Source organism: Brevibacterium sp. SIMBA_078 (assembly GCF_046534565.1).
GTDB lineage: Bacteria > Actinomycetota > Actinomycetes > Actinomycetales > Brevibacteriaceae > Brevibacterium.
In genome coordinates this window covers 353208-373545 of record NZ_JAWRYQ010000002.1, presented here as the reverse complement: position 1 = coordinate 373545, position 20338 = coordinate 353208, and the positions used below count along the sequence as shown (strand labels likewise).

20 protein-coding genes are annotated in these 20338 nt (G+C 64.9%); 12 read left to right on the top strand and 8 right to left on the bottom strand.

Annotated elements, in window-relative coordinates; translation table 11 throughout:
* The first annotated feature begins 22 nt into the window (after positions 1-22).
* Complete coding sequence (locus SB749_RS10020) at positions 23-1342, top strand: PIG-L family deacetylase (protein WP_410710196.1); 1320 nt, start codon at positions 23-25, stop codon at positions 1340-1342.
* 48 nt (positions 1343-1390) lie between these two features.
* Positions 1391-3151, top strand: coding sequence for a VanW family protein (locus SB749_RS10015; RefSeq protein ID WP_410710195.1), 1761 nt, complete (start codon positions 1391-1393; stop codon positions 3149-3151).
* 33 nt (positions 3152-3184) lie between these two features.
* On the opposite strand, the gene SB749_RS10010 is transcribed toward SB749_RS10015, so the two are convergent.
* Complete coding sequence (locus tag SB749_RS10010) at positions 3185-4270, bottom strand: GNAT family N-acetyltransferase (RefSeq protein WP_410710194.1); 1086 nt, start codon at positions 4268-4270, stop codon at positions 3185-3187.
* Between the two features lie 190 nt (positions 4271-4460).
* Between SB749_RS10010 and fdxA the strand changes: the two genes are divergently transcribed.
* The 3 genes from fdxA (at position 4461) to SB749_RS09995 (ending at position 7430) form a co-directional block, all read left to right on the top strand.
* On the top strand, positions 4461-4787 hold the full coding sequence (fdxA, locus tag SB749_RS10005) for a ferredoxin (protein ID WP_025776980.1): 327 nt from the start codon (positions 4461-4463) through the stop codon (positions 4785-4787).
* Between the two features lie 3 nt (positions 4788-4790).
* Positions 4791-5912 carry a succinyldiaminopimelate transaminase gene (dapC, locus tag SB749_RS10000; RefSeq protein ID WP_410710193.1) on the top strand — a complete coding sequence of 374 codons (1122 nt, stop codon included), beginning with the start codon at positions 4791-4793 and terminating at the stop codon, positions 5910-5912.
* Between the two features lie 234 nt (positions 5913-6146).
* Positions 6147-7430, top strand: coding sequence for a citrate synthase (locus tag SB749_RS09995; RefSeq protein WP_101544913.1), 1284 nt, complete (start codon positions 6147-6149; stop codon positions 7428-7430).
* Between the two features lie 749 nt (positions 7431-8179).
* Here the strand turns inward: SB749_RS09995 and dapD are convergent.
* Positions 8180-9124 carry a 2,3,4,5-tetrahydropyridine-2,6-dicarboxylate N-succinyltransferase gene (gene dapD, locus SB749_RS09990; RefSeq protein WP_410710192.1) on the bottom strand — a complete coding sequence of 315 codons (945 nt, stop codon included), beginning with the start codon at positions 9122-9124 and terminating at the stop codon, positions 8180-8182.
* A gap of 41 nt (positions 9125-9165) precedes the next feature.
* Between dapD and dapE the strand changes: the two genes are divergently transcribed.
* From dapE to SB749_RS09960, 6 genes are all read left to right on the top strand, one after another.
* A complete protein-coding gene (gene dapE / locus SB749_RS09985) occupies positions 9166-10332 on the top strand; it encodes a succinyl-diaminopimelate desuccinylase (RefSeq protein WP_410710191.1) in 1167 nt (388 codons plus the stop codon).
* A 5-nt stretch (positions 10333-10337) separates the two neighbouring features.
* A complete protein-coding gene (locus SB749_RS09980; protein ID WP_410710190.1) occupies positions 10338-11201 on the top strand; it encodes a TIGR00730 family Rossman fold protein in 864 nt (287 codons plus the stop codon).
* The gene (gene folP / locus SB749_RS09975) at positions 11198-12097 is read left to right on the top strand and encodes a dihydropteroate synthase (RefSeq protein ID WP_410710189.1); all 900 of its coding nucleotides are present in this window, start codon (positions 11198-11200) and stop codon (positions 12095-12097) included. The genes SB749_RS09980 and folP overlap by 4 nt, the downstream gene beginning before the upstream one ends.
* Before the next feature lie 35 nt (positions 12098-12132).
* Positions 12133-12468: a DivIVA domain-containing protein gene (locus SB749_RS09970; RefSeq protein WP_139466934.1), complete on the top strand. Its 336-nt coding sequence runs from the start codon at positions 12133-12135 to the stop codon at positions 12466-12468.
* A complete protein-coding gene (locus SB749_RS09965; protein ID WP_410710188.1) occupies positions 12465-13700 on the top strand; it encodes a hypothetical protein in 1236 nt (411 codons plus the stop codon). The genes SB749_RS09970 and SB749_RS09965 overlap by 4 nt, the downstream gene beginning before the upstream one ends.
* Positions 13701-13841: 141 nt before the next feature.
* Positions 13842-14012 (top strand): DUF3117 domain-containing protein, encoded by a 171-nt coding sequence (locus SB749_RS09960; protein ID WP_064485784.1) that lies wholly within the window; start codon positions 13842-13844, stop codon positions 14010-14012.
* A gap of 79 nt (positions 14013-14091) precedes the next feature.
* Here SB749_RS09960 and SB749_RS09955 read toward each other — a convergent pair whose 3' ends face one another.
* Both SB749_RS09955 and SB749_RS09950 read right to left on the bottom strand, forming a co-directional pair.
* Complete coding sequence (locus SB749_RS09955; RefSeq protein WP_410710187.1) at positions 14092-14727, bottom strand: O-methyltransferase; 636 nt, start codon at positions 14725-14727, stop codon at positions 14092-14094.
* A gap of 36 nt (positions 14728-14763) precedes the next feature.
* Complete coding sequence (locus SB749_RS09950) at positions 14764-15096, bottom strand: MGMT family protein (protein ID WP_410710186.1); 333 nt, start codon at positions 15094-15096, stop codon at positions 14764-14766.
* An 82-nt stretch (positions 15097-15178) separates the two neighbouring features.
* On the opposite strand from SB749_RS09950, the gene SB749_RS09945 reads away from it, so the two are divergent.
* Positions 15179-15634: a twin-arginine translocase TatA/TatE family subunit gene (locus SB749_RS09945; RefSeq protein WP_410710185.1), complete on the top strand. Its 456-nt coding sequence runs from the start codon at positions 15179-15181 to the stop codon at positions 15632-15634.
* A gap of 105 nt (positions 15635-15739) precedes the next feature.
* Here SB749_RS09945 and SB749_RS09940 read toward each other — a convergent pair whose 3' ends face one another.
* From SB749_RS09940 to SB749_RS09925, 4 genes are all read right to left on the bottom strand, one after another.
* On the bottom strand, positions 15740-17161 hold the full coding sequence (locus SB749_RS09940; protein WP_410710184.1) for a polysaccharide deacetylase family protein: 1422 nt from the start codon (positions 17159-17161) through the stop codon (positions 15740-15742).
* A gap of 4 nt (positions 17162-17165) precedes the next feature.
* The gene (locus SB749_RS09935) at positions 17166-18287 is read right to left on the bottom strand and encodes an Mrp/NBP35 family ATP-binding protein (protein WP_410710183.1); all 1122 of its coding nucleotides are present in this window, start codon (positions 18285-18287) and stop codon (positions 17166-17168) included.
* Between the two features lie 69 nt (positions 18288-18356).
* The gene (locus SB749_RS09930; RefSeq protein WP_410710182.1) at positions 18357-18905 is read right to left on the bottom strand and encodes a DUF1003 domain-containing protein; all 549 of its coding nucleotides are present in this window, start codon (positions 18903-18905) and stop codon (positions 18357-18359) included.
* A gap of 2 nt (positions 18906-18907) precedes the next feature.
* Positions 18908-20182, bottom strand: a complete 1275-nt coding sequence (locus tag SB749_RS09925) for a magnesium transporter MgtE N-terminal domain-containing protein (RefSeq protein WP_101544936.1) — start codon at positions 20180-20182, stop codon at positions 18908-18910.
* Between the last annotated feature and the right edge of the window lie 156 nt (positions 20183-20338).

The following is a 20338-nucleotide window of genomic DNA, read 5'->3' as shown; positions in this document are numbered from 1 at the left end:
GACCTCGAGCACCCAGGAACCAATGACTGTTACGCCACGCGTCCTCCTCGTGCACGCTCATCCCGACGATGAGACGATCACGACGGGCGGCACGATCGCCGAATTGGTCTCCGAGGGTGCCGAGGTCATGGTGCTCACAGCCACCCGCGGTGAGGGCGGCGAGGTCATCCCCGCAGAGCTGAAGCAGCTCGAGGGCGACCGGGCCGGTCTCGCCCGGGTCCGGGAGCAGGAGATCGCCGAGGCGATGCGTGCTCTCGGTGTGCGCGTGCACACATTCCTCGGCGGGACCACGCGAACCTTCGAGGATTCGGGAATGGAATGGGGACCGGACGGTCACGCTCGACCCGCGTCATCGATGAGCGACAACGCTCTGTGCGCAGCCGACATCACGACCGTGGCCAGACACATCGCCGCCGTCATCGACGCCTTCGAACCGCACGCGATCATCACCTACGCCGCCAACGGGGGCTACGGCCACCCCGACCACGTGCGGGTGCACGAGGCCACGACCGCGGCAATCGACTTCGCCGAATGGCGGACCGGTCGACTGCTCTACGTCGACACCCCCACCGAGGTGGCCCGCCATTCGTTCGACCCGCACCAGGCAGGCTTCGCAGACACCGGATTCGCCCCCGCCGAGACGATCCCGGCCAAACCGCCGGTCGGTCAGATCGTCATCGACCAGGACGTCAGCGCGGTGCTGCCGGCGAAACGGGCAGCACTGGAAGCCCACCGCACCCAAGTGAGTGTCGCCGGCGGCTTCTTCGCCCTGTCCAACGGCGTCGGTCAGAAGATCGGCGACCGCGAATACTTCTCGATAGGGGCAGGCACTCCGATCCCATCCGAGATCCTCAACAGCGGACCGGCACCGCACGTGCTCACCGGCCTCGACATCGCAGCGCTCGAAGCTCAGGAGAACACGGCGGCTCAGCCCCTGCGACGGCGACGCGAACCGCGGAAGCCCGGAATCTTCGCTTACCTCCACTCCGCCGTACTCGGACTGCTCATCGCGTTCCTCGGCACCATGCAGCATCTCAACGTGACGGTGGTCAACCTCGGCGAGACCCCGATCATCCTGCCATGGGGACTCGTGCTGGCCCTGGCTCTGGCCGCGGCGGGGCTGTGGCACCTGAAGACGATGTATCGCAGCAGCGCCCCGATGCTGGTCGCCGCCGTGATCATCGCCGTACTGTCCTTCGTCTTCGGGCAGCCGAAGTGGCTGCCCGGCGCCGATATGATCGTCACCGGACTGCTTCGTTCAGTTGTGTGGCTGCTCGGACCGATGGTCCTGGCCGCGGTCTTCTCCTTCATCAACGTGCGCGGGCACGATCGCACTCGCTAGACTCGTGCGAACCGCACCGAATCAGTCGTTATCGACACCCTCGGGAGAATGATGCCGACCAATACCTTGTCCGATGGAACCTCGAACGCAGGCGGGCCCGACCCGTCCGGCAGCGCTGCCCGGAAGAAGTCGGTCTGGCCCTTCATCCTCGTGGCCGTCGTTGTGCTGGCCGCCATCTATGTGGTGATCGGCTTCTTCAGCGGTCGGATGCTCGCACCGGGGACGACCGTGGCCGGAATCGACGTCGGCGGCAAGTCCGCAACGGATGCCGAGAACACTCTGCGCAACGACCTGCGCGATGACGCGGAGAACGACATCGTCCTGAAGGCAGGAGAGCCGACGGCGAAGCTCGACCCGGAGAAGGCCGGGATCACCTTCGACCCGGAAGCGACAGTTGAGCGCATCACCGGCTTCAGCCTCGACCCCACCGTCATCTGGGACCGCCTGTTCGGCGAGGACGAAGTCGATCCCGTCATCGAGGTCGACGAGGAGAAGTTCGATAAGGAAACCGCGAAGGTCACGGAATCCCTGGCCGTCGATCCCAAGGACGCCGAACTCGAGTTCGACAAGACCACACCGAAGGTCAAGGACGGCAAGAAGGGCCAGACCGTCGACACCGCCGCCGTGCGCACCGCCGTCGACGATCATTGGCTGCGCACCGAGGATGCTCTCCCGGTCAGCCCGACGAACGTCGATCCCGATATCACCACGTCCGAAGCCGAGGAGATGGCCGACGGATTCGCGAAGGACGCCGTGAGCAAGGACCTCACGATCACCGCGAAGCCTGGGAAGGATGCGGACTCGAAGGTCAAGGGCGGTGACCTCACCGTGTCTCCGAAGACCGTCGCGAAGACTCTGACGTTCAGGGCCGAGGACTCGAAGCTCAAGCCTGTCTTCGATCAGGAGGCCCTGCAGAAGTCCGTGCTGGCCGCGAACAAGGACATCGGACGACCGGCCGAAGACGCGAGTTTCGAGATCAAGGACGGCAAGCCCGAGGTCGTGCCCTCCCGCGATGGAATCGGGATCAAGGCCAAGGAACTGACCGGCGCGGTCACCGATGCCATCAACGGCAAGGACGACAAGCCGACGGTCACACTGGCCTCGGTCAAACCCGAGTTCACGACGAAGGACGCGAAGAAGGCCGATGTCTCCGACACCGTGTCACACTTCTCCACCGGCTACAGCTCCGAACCCAACCGCGATACCAACCTGCGGGTGGCCGCGAAGAGGGTCTCCGGCACGGTTCTCAAGCCCGGTGAGCAGTTCTCCCTCAATGAGGCTCTGGGCCAGCGCACCGCCGCAAACGGCTACAAGCCTGCCGGCGTGATCTCCGAAGGGCAGATGAAGGAAGACTACGGCGGCGGCGTCTCACAGGTGTCGACGACTCTGTTCAACGCGGCCTTCTTCGCCGGCTTCGAACTCGACGAACACCAGGCGCATTCGCGCTATATCTCCCGCTATCCGGAGGGCCGCGAGTCGACCCTCGACTGGTCGTCGATCGATATGAAGTTCACGAACAACTCGAAGACTCCGGTCGTCCTCGACATGTACCTCAAAGACGGAGAGGTCCACGCGAAGGTCTTCGGCGTCAAGAAGTACGATGTGTCGGCCGACGCCTCGGACCGGTTCAACCACACCTCACCGGGGTCGGTCACCGAAAGCGGAGCTTCTTGTTCCCCGCAGTCGCCGAAGGGCGGCTGGTCGATCCGGATCACCCGGACAATGAAGGACATCGCTTCGGGCAAGACCACGAAGGACGGCTTCACCACGGTCTACCGGCCGGTGAACAAGGTCGAGTGCAAGGGCTGAGCCCTCCTCACTGGATTCCGTCCGGCTCACCGTTCAGCGTGCTTCGGCGTACCAGGACCGGTGACGCACTGTCGCACCGAGGGAAGTGAAGAGGCCCAGCGACGCCTCATTGCTCGACTCCACGTCGACGAGGTAGGACCTGACCCCGCGCTGAGCGAGGAGTGCCGCCGCGGCAGCGACCACCGAACGCCCGGCACCGCGTCTGCGCAGATCGGGACGAGTGATGAGGTTGGTGATGACACCCCATTTGCTGCGCTCGACCACCCTGCAGGCCGCCACCATAGTCCGGGATCCATCGGGATGCTCGGCATAGGCGGTGACGAACTCACACGGCTGATCGGCTTCGATGAGCGTCTTGAACGCCTCAGCCGAATCCGGTTCCTCACCGGGGTTTCGCTGTGACGTCCATGCGGCGAAATGCTCGGAGGTCGGCGCATCGGAGACGTCGATGATCAGCCCGGCCGCGGCCGCCTCGGCGGGGGAGGACGCACCGCCTGCTGCCTCCGCGGTGGCGCCCGTGAGCAGAAGTGTGGCCTCGGAAGGGGTGTAGCCGCGAGCCGAGAGCAGGGGAGCGAGCCCCTCACATTCGGGTGCCAGCGTCGAGGAAACGTCAGCGGAATAGATCTGGACGCGGCTCGGCTTGCCTCGGGTGCGGTACCACTCCTCGACGGCGTCGAGCCCCTGTTCCCACCCGAGTCCGGTGGCGGTCACGGGCAGGCAGGAATTGGCGCGACGGGTAGCGGATTCCGAATGCCGCAGCAGCCAGCCCTTCTGCAGCAGGCTGACCTCGGCAGCCGCCTCGGTGCCTTCGTTGCGCAGATTCTCCACGTGCAGCCAGGACACGTCGTGGGGAAGCCAGGCGGCTGCCGAGATGCGCCGCAGATCCACGGCGGAGACGATCTCATGCGTGCGCCCGGCCTTCGTCGGAGCCGGGGGCACCTCGTGGACGAGGAGGATCTGGTCGCGAGCGATGCGCAGGGGACCGCGCTTCGTATCGATCTCGAGCCCCGCCTCGTCGACGGCTGTGACGACGCCGAGGGCATCCGACGTCGAATGCGTGTCTCCGGGTGCGAGCGAATACCGCACGACCACTCGTCTGCCGGGCTGCAGATCGTCCACTTCTGGCCTTCCTCCGCGAAATTGATGCCCTCCCACCCTATGACACGCACGTCCGGGTCGGGCGCAGGCGTGGGCGGGGATGTCAGATGCAATGCGAATCACTTGAGACCGGTGGTCACGGGAATCCGGCGAAGGCGTATTGTGGGATGTATATGCGCACCATCCGTGAGTCTTCCGAGGAGTCAGCCCAGTGACGTACATCATTGCCCAGCCCTGTGTCGACCTCAAGGACAAGGCCTGCATCGACGAATGCCCCGTCGACTGCATCTACGAGGGCGAACGCAGCCTGTACATCCACCCCGACGAATGCGTCGACTGCGGTGCGTGCGAACCGGTGTGCCCCGTCGAGGCCATCTTCTATGAGGACGATGTGCCCGATGAGTGGGAAGAGTACTACAAGGCCAACGTCGAATTCTTCGACGACCTCGGTTCGCCCGGCGGTGCCGCGAAGCTCGGCAACACCGGCAAGGACCATCCGATCATCTCCGCTCTTCCGCCGCAGAACCACGACGACTGACCGATGACGAACGCCTTCGGACTCAATCTCCCGGACTACCCCTGGGACCGACTCACGGAATACCGCAACCGGGCCGCCGAGCATCCCGACGGAGTGTGCGACCTCTCCATCGGCACGCCGGTCGACCCCACCCCCGAGGTGATCCGGCGTGCGCTGTCAGACGCAGGAGATGCGCACGGCTACCCGACGACTGCCGGAACCGCACAGCTTCGTGAAGCCATCGCCTGGTGGTACGAGAACTGGCACTCGGTTCAGCTCGACCCCGCCACTGAGATCCTGCCGACTGTGGGCTCGAAGGAGCTCGTAGCCTGGCTGCCGACCCTGTTGGGACTGCGCGAGCGAGGCCTGGCCGTCGCCTGTCCGTCCGCCGCCTACCCGACCTACGAGATGGGTGCGACGATCGCTGGCGTCGAATGCCGCCGCCTCGACGCCGCGCAGATCGTCGACGGGGAGTCGTTGGACGGTGTCGGTCTGCTGTGGATCAACACACCGAGCAACCCGACCGGCGAGGTCCTCGAGGTCGACACCCTCGCCGAGGTGGTTCGCCGTGCTCGTGCCGCCGGAGTCGTCGTCGCATCGGACGAATGCTACGGACTGCTCAATTGGGAATCCGATGAGCCGGCGCCGAGTGTGCTCGCAGCCGCGGGGGAGTCGAACGCCGGTGTGCTGAGTGTGTACTCGATGTCGAAGCAGTCGAACCTCGCCGGTTACCGCGCGGCGTTCGTCGCCGGTGATGCCGAGCTCATCTCCGATCTCACCCGCTCACGCAAGCACGCGGGAATGATCGTGCCGTTCCCGATCCAGGAGGCCATGGTCGCCGGACTCCGCGACACCGAGCACGTGCTGGCGCAGAAGGAGACCTACCGGTCGCGACGCGAGCAGCTGCGAACTGGTCTCGAAGACTACGGATTCCGCATCGACCATTCGACCGCCGGTCTCTACCTGTGGTCGACGGCGGACAAGAACTGCTGGGAGTCCCTGGCTGACCTTGCCGAACTCGGCATCGTGGCGGGTCCCGGAGAGTTCTACGGAGCCGCGGCTGCCGACCATGTGCGGATCGCGCTGACCGCCACCGACGAACGCATTCGAGCCGCGGCCGAGCGTCTTCGGGCCGCCGCGAAATGATTGCGAGGGTGGGGCACGGTGTGAGGACGTCGACGGTTTCCGAGCGTCCGCTAAGTTCCTGCTCAGACTTCATGCAGGGCGAAAAACTGTTATATGCCCTGTTCAGACGTATTACCAGCCAGTATATGAAGCGTGCAGCGATTTTTTGATTCCCGCAGTTGTCGGTAGTCTTTGAAAGAACTGTGCAAAACACCTCAGGAAGTTCTTGGGGTCGGTCAACGGTGAGGAGATCGAATGACTTCGGAGGCGAACCTCAGGATCGCTGATACGGAGCTGACACTGCCCGAGGTGTCAGCAACAGCGGGCAACAACGGATACCGTATCGGTTCTCTGCTCAAAGAGACCGGCGCGGTCACATACGATCCAGGGTTTGCCAACACTGCAACCACCTCGTCGTCCATCACCTACATCGATGGTGACAACGGAGAGCTGCAGTACCGCGGTTACCCGATTGAACAGCTCGCGGAACAGTCGAACTTCGTCGAAGTCTGCTACCTCCTCATCTACGGTGAGCTGCCGACTCAGGAACAGTACGATGCCTTCGACGCTCGCCTGCGCGGACACACCATCGTCCACGAGGACCTGCGGCGCTTCTTCCGTGCGTTCCCGTACGACGCTCATCCGATGCCTATGGTTGCAGCTGCCGTCGCGGCTTTGTCGACGTTCTACCAAGATGACCTCGATGTCTTTGACGAAGACCAGATCGACACGTCGTCGTTCCGTCTGCTCGCGAAGATGCCGACCATCGCCGCGCTGGCGCATCGGAAGAACATGGGCCTGCCTGTCATCCACCCGGATAACTCGCTGAGCCTCGTGGAGAACTTCCTGCGAGTGAACTTCGGCGTTCCCGCTGAGGAATACGAGCCGGATCCGCTGGCGGTCAAGGCCATGGATCAGCTGTTCATCCTCCACGCCGATCACGAGCAGAACTGCTCGACCTCGACGGTTCGCCTCGTCGGCTCGTCGCAGGCCAACGTGTTCCAGTCGATCTCGGCCGGCGTCAACGCTCTGGCCGGACCGTTGCACGGCGGCGCGAACTCCGCGGTGCTCGAGATGCTCGAGCAGATCGCGGCCTCCGATGATGGACCGAAGAAGTTCATGGAGCGCGTGAAGAACAAGGAAGACGGCGTCCGTCTCATGGGCTTCGGTCACCGCGTGTACAAGAACTACGATCCGCGCGCGAAGATCATCAAGAAGACGGCTGACGAGGTTCTCGCCCGGTCCGGCGGCGACCCGCTGCTCGAACTGGCTCAGCAGCTCGAAGAGATCGCGCTGGCCGACGACTACTTCGTCGAGCGCAAGCTCTACCCGAACGTCGACTTCTACACGGGCCTCATCTACAAGGCTCTCGGCTTCCCGACGAATATGTTCACCGTGCTCTTCTCGGTCGGTCGGCTGCCCGGCTGGATCGCCCAGTGGCGCGAGATGATCAAGGACCCCGAGACGAAGATCGGCCGTCCCCGCCAGATCTACACGGGCGAATACAACCGGAACTACAAGGACATCAGCGAACGCTGAGTCCCGGCAATCGGCATTCCGCTTCACCGCGCACCGCCGAGGTCCGTCTGGGCACCCTCGCACTGCTGGGTGCCGCACAGGCCGGATGAGCGCTGACAGCACGATGAACGTGCTGCGGCTGACGCAACGGCGTCGGAGCAGAATCCTCTGCCCGACGCCGTTGCGCATTCACAGGCTGGTCCCGCGCCGCTGCTCTTTCGCCATCCCGCACCGGCAGTGTCACTATGCGCCGCAGGAGGCTTGTCCTACAGGTATTGACGCATCCATCACCCTTCGTTCCACAACCCCCTGCAGGAGCACGGTGGTATGCCAGTCCGGGTGGCGGATGTCAGGCGTCCTGGCGAAGAACCGTCGAAGGCACGCTGTTTCGGCAGCTGCCAGCAACCCTCACCGCCGGTGGCTGTTCAGACAGCTGCTTGAGCATCCATCACCCTTCGTGCCACAACCCCCTGCAGGAACGGGGCGTTATGGTACTCGCGAGGGGTTTTGTCACCAGCAGGGTGACTTGCCGCGACGCATGTGGGATGCCTGGCGTCGGCGAGGAGGTGAATGCGCTGAGGGCGCGCCCACGTGTAGTGAACGCGCCCTCGGCTGCTCAGCGCAGGCGATTCGGCTTCAGCCTCACCGTCAGTTCAGCGCTACAACGCAGCAACGCCGTAGCGGTACAACGCCGCGGTGCTGCGGCGCGTTGTCGCGGCGAACGGCAGGTGGGGCGATCAGACCCGTTTCGCCGGTCGCCGGCGGCTGACTCAGTGCAGGTCGGGGTTGAGCTCGATGCCCTTGGAGTCGCGGGCGATCGCCTCGACGGTGCCGGTGACCGAATTGCGGCGGAAGAGGATGTTGTTCTTCCCGCTGAGCTCGGCGGCCTTGACCACGGTGTCGTCTTCGCCGGGGACCGTCACGCGAGTGCCGGCAGTGATGTAGAGACCGGCTTCGACGATGCAGTCATCGCCGATGGAGATGCCGACACCGGCATTCGCACCCAGCAGGCTGCCCGAGCCGATGGAAATGCGGTGCGTGCCGCCGCCGGAGAGCGTGCCCATGATCGAGGCGCCGCCGCCGATGTCGGAACCGTCCCCGACGACGACGCCCTGGGAGATGCGCCCTTCGACCATGGCAGAACCGAGCGTCCCGGCGTTGAAGTTCACGAAGCCTTCGTGCATGACGGTGGTGCCGGGAGCCAGATGAGCGCCGAGGCGGACGCGGTCGGCGTCGGCGATGCGCACACCGGAGGGGATGACGAAGTCCGTCATCCGCGGGAACTTGTCGAGCCCGTACACGGCAACAGGACCGCGGGCGAGGAGCTTGGCGCGAGTGGCCTCGAAGTCCTCGGGGGAGCAGGCGCCGAAGGAGGTCCACACGACATTGGCGATATGGCCGAAGATTCCGTCGAGGTTGACGTTATTGGGGGTCACGACGCGGTGGGACAGTGCGTGCAGACGCAGGTAGGCGTCGGCCGCCGAAGCGGGACCGGCGTCGAGATCGATCGTGGTGGTGACGACCTCGGAGCGGGTGCCGCGGGCCTCATCGGTGCCCACCAGGGCGTCGAGACTGTCGTCGGCGGCGCGAGCGGTGGCGGCCGCCTCGGCGGTGTCATGGGTATCACCGGTGCTCAAGGCGGGGTACCAGACGGAGAGGACGGTGTCGGAATGGATCGTGGCGAGTCCACGTGCGGAAACGATGCGTTCTGTCATGCCTCAAGCCTAGACGGTGGCGCCGTACTAGGCTAAGAGACATGACTGTCGATCCATCTGCTGAGACTGATGCCATATTCGCGCCCGCCGGCGACCTCGGCGAGTACCTGTTCGCCGCACTGGGCGACCCGGCCGAACTCACCGGCCGACTGTGCGCCATCGAATCCGTGTCCGGGAACGAAACGGTCCTGGCCGATGCCGTCGTCGCTGTCCTGGAGAGGATCAGCGCGGGTCCGGGGCCGGACCTGGAGATCCTCCGCGACGGAGACACCGTCATCGCTCGCACCGACCTGGAGCTGGCCGAACGCATCGTCGTCGCCGGCCACCTCGACACCGTTCCCGTCGAAGACAACCTTCCGCCAGTGCGCACCCACATGTCCGGAGACGACTACCCCGAGGATGAGGTCATCTGGGGACGGGGCGCCTGCGATATGAAGGCCGGGGTGGCGATGCAGCTGTCCACGGCGGCCGCGCTGACCACACCGAACCGCGATGTCACCTGGGTCTTCTACGACCATGAAGAGGTCGATGCCTCGCTCAACGGACTCGGCCGCGTCTCCCGCAACCACCCCGATTGGCTGGCCGGCGACTTCGCGATCCTCGGCGAACCCTCGAACGCCTCCGTCGAGGGCGGGTGCAACGGAACCATCCGCGTCGACGTCACCACCACCGGAGTCCGCGCCCACTCGGCCCGTGCTTTCATGGGCGTCAACGCAATCCACGCCGCCGCCGAGATCCTCACCCGGCTCGCCGAATTCGAGACCGGCACCGTCACCGTCGACGGACTCGACTACCGCGAATCCCTCTCCGCCGTGAACATCCGCGGGGGAGTCGCCGGCAACGTCGTGCCCGAGGAGTGCGTGGTGTCCGTGAACTATCGCTTCGTTCCGAGCAAGTCAGCCGCCGAGGCGGAGTCCTTCCTGCGCGAGCTGTTCACCGGATTCGACGTCGTCGTCACCGATGCCGCCGAGGGGGCCCGCCCCGGACTCGACAGGGCGATCGCCCAGGACTTCATCGACACCCTCGGTCTGGCCCCGGCCCCGAAGCTCGGCTGGACGGATGTGTCCCGATTCAGCGCACTCGGCGTTCCGGCAGTGAATTTCGGTCCCGGCAACCCGCTGTACGCCCATAAGTCGGACGAGCATGTGAGGGTCACCGAGGTGGAACAGGCCACCGCAACTCTGCGCAGCTACCTTCAGGGCCGGTGAATGAGATGACCAGAGCGACAGACGACGTCGATGGTGAGCTTTCGAGTGCTCCCGGGCGCCTTCCTGCCGACGATCCGGCAGGCGACCGGGGAGACGACACAACACGTGACCCGGGCTTCTACAGCAAGGGCCCGCTCCGCCTGAGCGGTGACCAGGTGCCGGAGACGACGACGGACCAGCGCCTCCTCGAATCGAAGTCGGGCAGCGACTGGGTGCATGAGGACCCGTGGCGTGTCATGCGCATCCAAGCCGAATTCGTCGAGGGATTCGGCTCTCTCGCCGAGATCGGACCGGCTGTGTCGATCTTCGGCTCAGCCCGGCTGAAAGCCGGCACCCAGGCCTATGCGGACACCCGCGAGATCGCTCGCCGCATCGCGAAGAACGGCAACGCGATCATCACCGGCGGGGGACCCGGAATCATGGAGGCCGGCAACCTCGGTGCCTGTGAGGGCGGGGGAGTGTCCATCGGGCTGGGCATCGAGCTGCCGTTCGAGACCGGACTCAACAAGCACGTCGAACTCGGCGTGAACTTCCGCTACTTCTTCGTCCGCAAGACCATGTTCCTCAAATACTCGCGCGGATTCGTCGTCATGCCCGGAGGCCTGGGCACTCTGGACGAGCTGTTCGAAGCCTTCACCATGGTCCAGACCGGCAAGATCACCTCATTCCCGATCGTGCTTTTCGGGACCGACTACTGGCGCGGGCTCGTCGACTGGATGCAGAACACCCTGCTGGCCGCAGGGACGATCAGCGAAACAGACCTGAACATGTTCACCCTCACCGATGACATCGACGAAGTCGTCGCCGCGATCGGACCGGGACACGGCCAGGACTCGGCCGCGGCGAATCCTGCGAACGGTCGACCATGAGGGGCGACATCTCATCAGTGCCGGAGGGCGAACGGTTCGATCTGGCCCGGGCTCGGCCCGGAACCCCGGCGATCATGGCCGTGATCAACCGCACCACAGATTCGTTCTACGAATCCGCCGCCACCCTCGACGAGGCGATCACGGCGGTGGAGGCGGCCGCCTCGGCGGGTGCTCAGATCGTCGATATCGGGGGAGTGCGCGCCGGCCGCGGACGAGAGATCTCCGTGGCCGAGGAGATCGACCGCGTGTGCCCGACCATCGAAGCAGTCGCAAGGTCCCACCCGCACGTGCTCATCAGCGTCGACACCTGGCGCCATGAAGTGGCCGAGGCTGCCTGCAGGGCCGGTGCGGGACTGCTCAACGACACCTGGGCCGGGATCGACCCGAAGCTCGCCGAGGTGGCCGCCCGACATGATGTCGGCATCGTCTGCTCCCACACAGGGGGGTTGGATCCGCGCACCGACGCCCACCGCAACCGCTATGGCCTAAAGGCCGGTGACGTCGTCGATTCCACCTTGGCAGGCGTCATCGACCTCGCCGAGGCGGCGCTTGCAGCAGGGGTGCGCGAAGACCGGATCGTCATCGATCCCACTCCCGACTTCGGGAAGAACACGTACCACTCGCTTCGTCTGCTGCGTGAACTCGACCGATTCGCCGCCACCGGCTATCCGGTGCTGCTGGCGATCTCACGCAAGGATTTCGTGGGTGAGGCCATCGGTGAGGTCGCCCCGTCGGACCGGCTGTACGGAACGATCGCCGCGACCGCGCTGGCCGTCGAGAAGGGAGCGGCGATGATCCGCACCCACGATGTCAGGGCCACTGCCGACGCCATCGACGTGACCGTGGCGATCACCGGCGAAGCGGCGCCGAGACACACCGTGCGCGGACTGCGCTGAGCCCTCCGTGCAGGCGCCTATGCGAAAATGGGGGCATGCCTCTGTGGATTGTCATCGGTGTCGCAGCTGCGGTCTTCGTCCTCGTATTCGTCGTCGCAGCGACCTTCAACGTCTTCTCCTCCGAAACCGTCGACGAGGCCGAAGAGAGCTGGACCGGGCTGCCGGCGGAGTTCACCGTCAAGGACCTGGAATCGGTGCGGTTCCGGCCCGCCCTGCGCGGCTACCGGATGGAAGACGTCGACGCGGCCATGGCGATGCTGCGGGCACGCCTGAGCGAACTCGAAACCGCAGCCGCCCCCGCCGAGGCGGCATCGCCCACCAGACCGACAACCTCACCTGACGGACCGGAAACGGCTGCCGGACCACGATGAGCCGCCCCGCAGACCTCCCCGGAATCACCCTCGCCCCCGAAGTCTTCGACTCCTCCCGTTTCAGCCGCCTCGGCGCACTGTTCATGGCTCTGCCCGTGTGGCTGCAGGCCGTGGCAGTGTACTTCGCCTCCCGCGTCGTGAGCATGTCGATCTTCGCCGCAGTCCTCAAACGGCAGGACCCGGCGAACTGGTCGTCGTCGCCTGTGACGACGACGCTCAATGACTTCCTCAATTTCTGGGACGGCGGCTGGTACGGGCGCGTCGCCGATGAGGGCTATCCCCGCATCCTGCCCGTCGACGAATCCGGAGCGGTCGCGGAGAACCAGTGGGCGTTTTATCCGCTGCACCCCTCGATCGTGTCCACTCTGGCCGACCTCGCGGGGCTGAGCTACGAAGTCATCTCGCCGATCGTGTCCACGATCGCGGCCGGTCTGGCCTCGATCGTCATCCTCCACCTCTTCCGGAAGTACGTCGATGCCGGTCAGGCGCTGATGGGCCTAGCGCTCGTGATGTTCTTCCCACCGGCCGCGATCTTCTCCACCGGCTATGCCGAATCACTGACCCTCCTGCTGCAGGCGTCGGCGCTGTTCCTCGTCGTCGAACGCCGCTATCTCACGGCGATCCCGGTCGTCGTCTTCATGGATCTGTCGCGGCCGATCGGCGTGGCGTTCTCGTTCTTCATGCTCTTCCACCTCATCGACCGCTTCCTCCGCCGCCGCAGCGATCCGTATCCGACCGGCGAGGTGATCCGGTCCTGGGCCCTGGGTGTGCTCTCCTGCGCAGCGGCCCTCATCCACCCGGTCCATGCCTGGTGGGCAACCGGATCGCTGACGGCCTATACCGACACCGAGGCGGCCTGGCACACCGGCGAGACCACGTTCGTCGTCCAATGGGTGGCTCGGTCGATCAGCCTCATCGGTCCGCTCGGTCCGGTGCTTCTCGTCATCGTCGTCGCCGGAATGCTCGCGTTGGTCTTCTCCCCGGCGGGAGCGCATATGGGACGGACACTGCAGCTGTTCTGCCTCGGGTACGGCCTGTATCTGCTCATCTTCTTCAATCCGCAGACCTCCACCCTGCGTCTGCTGCTGCCGTTGTTCCCGCTGGCCCTGACGTTGTCGCTGGTGCGCTCACGAGGCTATCGGGCTGCGATGCTGGTGGCCTATATCCTGCTTCAGATCGTATGGGTCGCCTACCTGTGGCACTTCACTCCGCCGGCCGATCTGCCGCCGTGATCGCCTGCTGATCTGCCGCCGTGACCGTCCGTTGGGCGGGAGAGTTACCGGGAACGCGCGGATCATGGAATAATCGTAGGTACATCATTCGGTCCACCTGGTGTGAACCGTCTTTGAATGACAACGGAAGGAAGAGCCCATATGGCAGCCCAGAAACCCCGCACCGGCGACGGACCTCTGGAAGTGACCGAAGAAGGCCGAAGCATGGTGATGCGGCTTCCAGTCGAAGGCGGAGGCCGTCTGGTGATCGAACTCAGCAGAGATGAAGCCACCGGACTCCACGACACTCTCGCCCAGACGCTGGGGCTCTGAGCCGACGGCCGCAGAACACGGCCGGACGGAGACGCACGAACAGCAGAGACTTACCTGTAAGTCTCTGCTGTTGTTGCATTCACCGGGTCTTCTGCAGCAGCAGCAGCCCTTCTCCGATGGGCAGCAGAACCCGCTCGAGGTGCTCCTGTTCGGCGATGCGGTTGAGCATGCTCCGTGCTGCCTGGGTCCGGGGACTGCGATCGACGGGATCGGCGACGGCGCCCTTGAGCAGAGTCTTGTGGATAACCAGGAGGCCCTGGGCGTCGAGCAGTCGGAGAGAGGGCTGGATCATCCGCTCGAGGTTGCCCGGTTCCACGTCGATGAAGACCATGTCATAGGCCGAAGGCGCGAGGCGTTTGAGCACCTCCTCGGCTCGACCGCTCATCAGCCGCAATCGCCCCGGCCGGATGCCGGCCATGTCGACGAGGTCACGCGCTGCGCTCTGGGTCGTCGAATTCGTGTCGATCGACGTCAGTATCCCGGCGGTCGGCATCCCGCGCAGAAGCGAGAGCGTCGACGTTCCCACACCGGTGCCGACCTCGACTGCCGCGACCGGGGTGAGCAGTCGGGCCAACAGCGTCAGCGTCCTCGCCGTGGTTTGGGACACCGGTGCGATCCCGAACTCATGAGAGTGGGTGCGAGCGGCGTCGAGCAGCGGATCGGGACCGTTGTACTGTTCCGAGAAGGTGAGATCACCTGCATTTTCGCGTGCCAACCGGCCCCTCCCTTCTGGTGCTGAGTTCTCCCAAGTCTAACCGCATTCGGGGTCGATTCCGTGGCTGCGCCACAGCCCATCGAGTTCATCGACATCGAGGAATGCCGCGCGTTCGACCCGCTCATGAGAATGCGGTGTGCCCTCCTCTTCCCAGTGGATGCGGGCGCGGGCGAAGATCTCGGGCGGCAGGATCCCCGCCGCGTTGACGACTCGCCACCAAGTGACGTTCGATCCGAATTCCCGCATCACCCGTCCGACATAGCGGGGTGAGCACTCGGCAACGGCGCCGACTGTCCCGTAGGAGACGACGCGTGCGGCGGGTACGAGTTCGATGACGCGCAGCACCCGTTCGACGGCTATCTCGTCCACTGCGCCTCCCGGCAGGATCGGGATGTCGAACCTGAGCTGACCATGAGTCGATGCTACCGCCGTCCACGGTAGACTTGAGACCATGTTCGGTATCAACGGCACCGAAATGGTGATTCTGGTCGTTGTGGCGTTGGTCGTCATCGGACCCAAACGCCTGCCCGAATACGCTCAGAAGCTGCGGGACTTCGTGCGGCAGATGCGTCGCATGGCCGAAGGCGCGAAGGACAGCGTCCGACGCGATTTCGGCGACGACTTCAAGGATGTGGACTGGCAGAAGCTCGATCCGCGCCAGTACGATCCCCGCCGCATCGTACGCGAGGCACTCGTCGAAGAGGATGCGGCCATCCGCGAGTCCAAACGTCAGGAACGGGCCACTCAGGAATCGTCATCCACTGAGTCCTCCGGCGCTACCCTGTCCACTCAGACCGACACCGAGGCGGCCCCCACCCGGGTGAAGTCACCCATCGAACGATTCCAAGCTCAAGTCGGCCTGCGCGACCGTTCCGCCGCGGCGCCGTTCGACTCCGAAGCCACCTGAGCCACCCCGAAGCCACCTGAGTCACCCTCGAAGTCACCTGAGGTTGAGGCCGACGGCATCTGTTAGGCCCTGTTGCATTCCCTCATCCGTGCGGGCGTCAGTGGCTCAGTTCTTCATCACCGCGGGATGTTCGGGATTCGAGCACAGCTCATCGCGGTAGCCGCGGCAGAAATACGACCCGCCGTTCTTCCACTCGATACCGGAGAAGAGCTCGCGTACCGTCACTGCGTAGAGGCCTTTGTCCGCCACGGCCGAGAACACCTCCGGAGCCGCCTTCGCGGTCGACGGATGGATGGAATGCATGAGCACGATCGATCCGGGGCGGGTCAGTGACTGCACGCGTTCGACCGTTTTCTTCGCATCTCTGTGCTGCCAATCTCCGGTATCGACGTCCCAGATGATCGCAGGACCGCCCAGAGCGTGTGCTGCGCGTTTGTCGAGGGCACCATAGGGCGGACGGACGAGGGGCGCGTCCTTCACTCCGACCGAGCGCAGCGACCTGTCGGTCCGGTCGAGCTCTCTGCGGAGCGTCGCGGATGAGGTCTTGTCCATCTGCACGTGCGAGAACGTGTGATCGTCGACTTCATGGCCGGCGGAGACGATGCGCTCGGCCGTTTCGGGAAAGGCGTCTGTGTTCTTCCCGAGGAAGAAGTATGTCAGTCGGATGTTCGCCTCATCGGCTGCGTCGAGGATCGTCTGTTCGGTCTTCGCCTCTCCGGGACCGTCATCATAGGTCAGCGCCACACAGGGCAGCAGCGCGCAGGAGAAGTCGGGAGAGTGCAGATCGAACGGCTGCGGCAGTTCGAGATTGCTGTGCAGCTCCTTCTGGACACGGTCTCCGATGGGGGACAGGTCGGTGTCAGAGACCGCAGCATCATTGATCGTCAGCGTGCCGGTGTCATCGGCTCCGACGGCTGCCGGGTCGACGGGTGCGGCGAAGAGCCGGCGGGCATTGACTGTGCTGTCATCGGCGAGGTCGGTCAGCAGCAGCCTCGTCTGCGGATGCGGCGACTGAACATCGACTGCGGTGACGACGAAGTTCCCGCCGCTTGCCAGCACCCGGGTGCTGATGTCGATGGCATGCGGGTCGACTCGAGGCGCGGGAGCGTCATCGATGCTGGTCTGTGCTGGCGTGAAAGCCGTCGCCGGCCATCTGTGGACTGGTGCCGTCTGCACGGGGTCGAAGGCAGCGCGATCGGCGAAGCCTCCGAAATCGTCGATCAGGGAGAGCACGTGCTCTTCGATCGCCGCGTTCAGTGAGGCGGCCGTGGGCAGAGCGAAGGTGTGGACGTCGAGACGAGGTGTGCGTTCGTCCGAGACGACGGCGTAGCTGCGCAGCGCTGCGGCGAGAGCGTCCCGGTTCTCGGCGGTGATCGCTCGCTGCGCCGGCTCCACCGACCGTCCGGGCGCGGGGTCATCGCGAAGCGCAGTGACGACAGCCCCGGCCAAGAGGACGAGAGCGGTCAGAGCGCTGAGGCCGGCGAAGACAGAGTAGACGAGGGTATCGCGAGGGGAGAGAGGAGACACCGACTCAGACCGGGCTCAGTCCCAAGGATCTGCCGGACAGGCCGCGACTGCGTCGCCGCAGCGACTCCGCAAGGGTGTCGAAAGCCCTCGCCGCAGGCGAATCGGGATTTGCGAGCACGACCGGGGTACCCGCGTCCGAACCTTCCCGCAGACGAGTGTCCAAGGGGATCTGGGCGAGCAGCGGAACCTCACTATCGAGGGTGGCGGCGAGGTTCTCGGCCACGCTGGCGCCTCCGCCGGAGCCGAACACCTCCATCCGGGTGCCGTCGGGCATCTCCATCCAGGACATGTTCTCGATGACTCCCGCCAAGGTCTGCTTCGTCTGTGTGGCGATGGATCCCGCGCGTTCGGCTACCTGGGCGGCCGCCGACTGCGGTGTGGTGACGACGAGGAGTTCGGATCCGGGCAGCAGCTGCGCCACGGAGATCGCGATATCGCCCGTGCCGGGAGGCAGATCGAGCAGGAGCACGTCGAGGTCGCCCCAGAACACATCGGTGAGGAACTGCTGCAGAGCGCGATGGAGCATGGGACCGCGCCAGACGACGGCCTGGCTCGGCGGGACGAACATGCCGATGCTCATCACCTTCACGTCGTGGGCGACCTGGGGCAGGATCATCTCATCGACTCGGGTCGGCTTGCCGGAGAGACCGAGCATGCCGGGGATGGAGAAGCCGTAGATATCGGCATCGACGATGCCGACGCGCAGGCCCTTGTCCGCCAGGGACACGGCAAGGTTCGCGGTCACCGACGATTTTCCGACTCCGCCTTTTCCGGACGCGACGGCATAGACCTTCGTCAGCGACTCCGGGCGGTTGAAGGGGATATCGCGGGTGCCGGAGCCCTGCAGCTTCTCCTTCATCTCCTTGCGCTGTTCGGGGGTCATCGTGCCCAGCACGACAGCCACCTCGGCGACCCCGTCGACACCGGCCACCGCAGCCTTGGTGTCTTTGGTGATCGTGTCCTTCAGCGGGCACCCGGCGATCGTGAGGAGAACTGTGACGGTGACCTTGCCGCCTTCGATCACGATCGATTCGACCATATCGAGTTCGATGATGTTGCGGCGGATCTCAGGGTCGATGACCCCGGTCAGCGCCTCTCTCACGGCGTCCTCAGAGGGACCAGTCATGCCCACGTCCTTTCCTTCCCGGAACAGTGCTCCCGGGCCCTCAACACTACCGCTTCGACGGGCGTCTCGTCATCCGTCTCGAGGGCCGCCTCGGCGCTTTTCGGAGGCCCGGGGATCGACCTTGTCGGTCCCATTTTCGTCCTGTCTTTCCTCCTCGAGCTCTTTGAGCAGATCCTTGAGCTCGGAGCGGATGAAGTCACGAGTGGCGACCTCACGCATGGCGATGCGCAGCGCCGCCACTTCTCGTGCGAGGTACTCGGTGTCGGCCAGGTTGCGCTCGGCGCGCTGCCGATCGTGTTCGAACTCGACGCGGTCCCGGTCGGTGCTGCGGTTCTCCGCGAGCAGGATCAGCGGCGCGGCATAGGAGGCCTGAAGGGACAGGATGAGGGTCAACAGGGTGAAGTTGAGCGACCGCGGGTCGAACTGCCACGATTCCGGCAGCAGGGTGTTCCACAGGAGCCACACCGCACAGAAGACCGTCATCCCGACGAGGAACGCGGGAGTGCCCATGAACCGGGCGAAGGCTTCGGCTCCGCGTCCGAAGGTCTCGGGGGAGACGGTGAAGCTCGGCAGTCGGCGCTTGCTCGACCGCGGTATCTCGAAATCATCGACGGCCATATCTACCCCCTGCTGCGATCGTCTCGACCGGTGGTTCGCCAGTCCTCGGGCAACAGCTCGTCGAGGACGTCATCGACAGTGACCACACCGACGAGGCGATCGTTGTCGTCGGTGATCGGCACCGACACCAGATTGTACGCGGCCAGCAGCTTCGCCACCTCGCCGAGCGGAGTCTCCGGCGACAGCGGCTCGACCTCGGTGTCGAGCATGATGCCCACGGCCTCGTGCGGCGGATGACGCAGCATCTCCTGGATGTGGACGAGACCCAGATATTTGCCAGTCGGGGTCTCCACCGGCTGCCGGCAGACGAAGACCGCGGCTGCCAGCGCCGCCGGCAGGTCTTCCCGTCGGACATGGGCCAGCGCCTCGGCGACAGTGGCTTCCGGAGTGAGGATGACCGGTTCGGTCGTCATCAGACCGCCGGCGGTGTCATCGTCGTAGGCCAGAAGCGTACGCACATCTTCGGCCTCATCCGGTTCCATCAGAGTCAGGAATCGTTCGGCCTGTTCATCACTGAGCTCGCCGAGGAGGTCGGCCGCATCGTCTGGAGCCATCTCTTCGAGCACCGTCACGGCTCGTTCGGTTTCGAGTCCGGTGAGGATCTCGATCTGGGTCTCGGCCGGCAGCTCCTCGACGACATCGGCAAGGCGTTCGTCATCGAGGGCTCGGGCCACCTGGAGGCGGCGAGCGGCGTTCATCTCGAAGAGCACGTCGGCGAGGTCGGCAGGCTTCGTGTCCTGATAAGCGGCGATGAGCTGCGTGGCTTCCTGATCGACCTCGGAATCCACAGGATGGTCGGCATCCGTCCAGTCGATCTGCTTGGTCTCGCCGCGGCGGCGGAACGCGGCGAAGGCGCTGCGTTCGGGCACGCGACGCACGAACAGTCTGGTGACCTCCCAATCCTTGTTCACCTGCTGTTCGATGCCGACGTCCTCGACGAGCACCGGTGAGTTGTCCTCGCGCAGACGCAGCCGTCGGTCGAGTAGGTCATTCATCACCAGGGTCTCAGATTCACGCTGTTCGAAGCGGCGCATATTCACCAGGCCGGTCGTGATGACCTGGCCGGAGTCGATCGCGGTGACCCGGCCCATCGGCACGAATACACGGCGACGGCCCGGCACTTCGACGACGAGGCCGATGACTCGCGGGAACTGCCGCATCGTCGCACGATAGACGACGACGGCGTCGCGGACACGGCCGACCTGATCGCCGAGAGGGTCGAACACGGGGGCGGAGACGAGTCGGGCGACGAAGACTCTTTTCGGTGGACCACTCATGTTCTCAGACTACGTGGTGCATGGAGTCTTCAGTGATCGCCTCCACGAATTGAATCGAGATCACATTCGCGGGCGGTGAACGAAGTGGGCGTCGGGTTCCACTCGTCCTCTTCTCCTATTCATCAAGCCGTCCTGTCTGCGTCATTTCGCTGTCGC

Excerpts from the sequence above, each read along its gene's own strand:
- dapD (WP_410710192.1), bottom strand. The coding sequence starts at position 9,124 with ATGACAGAACGCATCGTTTCCGCACGTGGACTCGCCACGATCCATTCC.
- SB749_RS09925 (WP_101544936.1), bottom strand. The coding sequence starts at position 20,182 with ATGAGTGGTCCACCGAAAAGAGTCTTCGTCGCCCGACTCGTCTCCGCC.
- SB749_RS09995 (WP_101544913.1), top strand. The coding sequence starts at position 6,147 with ATGACTTCGGAGGCGAACCTCAGGATCGCTGATACGGAGCTGACACTG.
- SB749_RS09980 (WP_410710190.1), top strand. The coding sequence starts at position 10,338 with ATGACCAGAGCGACAGACGACGTCGATGGTGAGCTTTCGAGTGCTCCC.
- folP (WP_410710189.1), top strand. The coding sequence starts at position 11,198 with ATGAGGGGCGACATCTCATCAGTGCCGGAGGGCGAACGGTTCGATCTG.
- SB749_RS09930 (WP_410710182.1), bottom strand. The coding sequence starts at position 18,905 with ATGGCCGTCGATGATTTCGAGATACCGCGGTCGAGCAAGCGCCGACTG.
- dapC (WP_410710193.1), top strand. The coding sequence starts at position 4,791 with ATGACGAACGCCTTCGGACTCAATCTCCCGGACTACCCCTGGGACCGA.
- SB749_RS10020 (WP_410710196.1), top strand. The coding sequence starts at position 23 with ATGACTGTTACGCCACGCGTCCTCCTCGTGCACGCTCATCCCGACGAT.
- dapE (WP_410710191.1), top strand. The coding sequence starts at position 9,166 with ATGACTGTCGATCCATCTGCTGAGACTGATGCCATATTCGCGCCCGCC.
- SB749_RS09965 (WP_410710188.1), top strand. The coding sequence starts at position 12,465 with ATGAGCCGCCCCGCAGACCTCCCCGGAATCACCCTCGCCCCCGAAGTC.
- SB749_RS09945 (WP_410710185.1), top strand. The coding sequence starts at position 15,179 with ATGTTCGGTATCAACGGCACCGAAATGGTGATTCTGGTCGTTGTGGCG.
- SB749_RS09970 (WP_139466934.1), top strand. The coding sequence starts at position 12,133 with ATGCCTCTGTGGATTGTCATCGGTGTCGCAGCTGCGGTCTTCGTCCTC.
- SB749_RS09960 (WP_064485784.1), top strand. The coding sequence starts at position 13,842 with ATGGCAGCCCAGAAACCCCGCACCGGCGACGGACCTCTGGAAGTGACC.
- SB749_RS09935 (WP_410710183.1), bottom strand. The coding sequence starts at position 18,287 with ATGACTGGTCCCTCTGAGGACGCCGTGAGAGAGGCGCTGACCGGGGTC.
- SB749_RS10015 (WP_410710195.1), top strand. The coding sequence starts at position 1,391 with ATGATGCCGACCAATACCTTGTCCGATGGAACCTCGAACGCAGGCGGG.